Annotated in this window: 1 protein-coding gene; it reads right to left on the bottom strand. The window is 67.3% G+C overall.

The window, feature by feature from the left end; genetic code table 11:
* Positions 1–133: 133 nt before the first annotated feature.
* Positions 134–736, bottom strand: a 603-nt coding sequence (locus tag RB628_RS41050; protein WP_318325725.1) for a flavodoxin-dependent (E)-4-hydroxy-3-methylbut-2-enyl-diphosphate synthase, incomplete at its 5' end; no start/stop codon positions are given.

The following is a 736-nucleotide window of genomic DNA, read 5'->3' as shown; positions in this document are numbered from 1 at the left end:
GCGAGAAAGAAACCGGGGCTCAACCTGCCCTCCCCTCGAACGCCGGACAGGCTGGGTATGTCAGCCCCTCCGGCGTTTGGGGAGCGGGGGGCGAGGGCAGCGCACCCGAGGACGGGACGGGCGGGTGCGGAAATCAGCCCGCCACGGAAACCGAGGGCTCCCCCGAAGCGATTCCGTCCGCCTCCATCTGCTCGGCGATCTTCATCGCCTCCTCGATCAGCGTCTCCACGATCTTCGACTCGGGGACCGTCTTGATGACCTCGCCCTTCACGAAGATCTGACCCTTGCCGTTACCGGAGGCGACACCGAGGTCCGCTTCCCGCGCCTCGCCGGGGCCGTTCACCACACATCCCATGACCGCGACGCGCAGCGGCACCTCCATGCCTTCCAACCCGGCCGTAACTTCCTCGGCCAGCTTGTAGACGTCGACCTGGGCGCGCCCGCAGGACGGACACGACACGATCTCCAGGCCACGCTGACGAAGGTTGAGGGACTCCAGGATCTGGTTGCCGACCTTGATCTCCTCGACCGGCGGCGCGGACAGCGAGACACGGATCGTGTCGCCGATGCCCTCGCTGAGCAGCGCGCCGAAGGCGACGGCCGACTTGATCGTGCCCTGGAACGCGGGGCCCGCCTCGGTCACGCCCAGGTGCAACGGGTAGTCGCAGGCCTCCGCGAGCTGCCGGTAGGCGTTGACCATGATCACCGGGTCGTTGTGCTTGACGGAGATCTTGAT

Source organism: Streptomyces sp. ADMS (assembly GCF_033441795.1).
Classification (GTDB): domain Bacteria; phylum Actinomycetota; class Actinomycetes; order Streptomycetales; family Streptomycetaceae; genus Streptomyces.
This window is presented reverse-complemented; position numbering and strand designations above follow the sequence as displayed.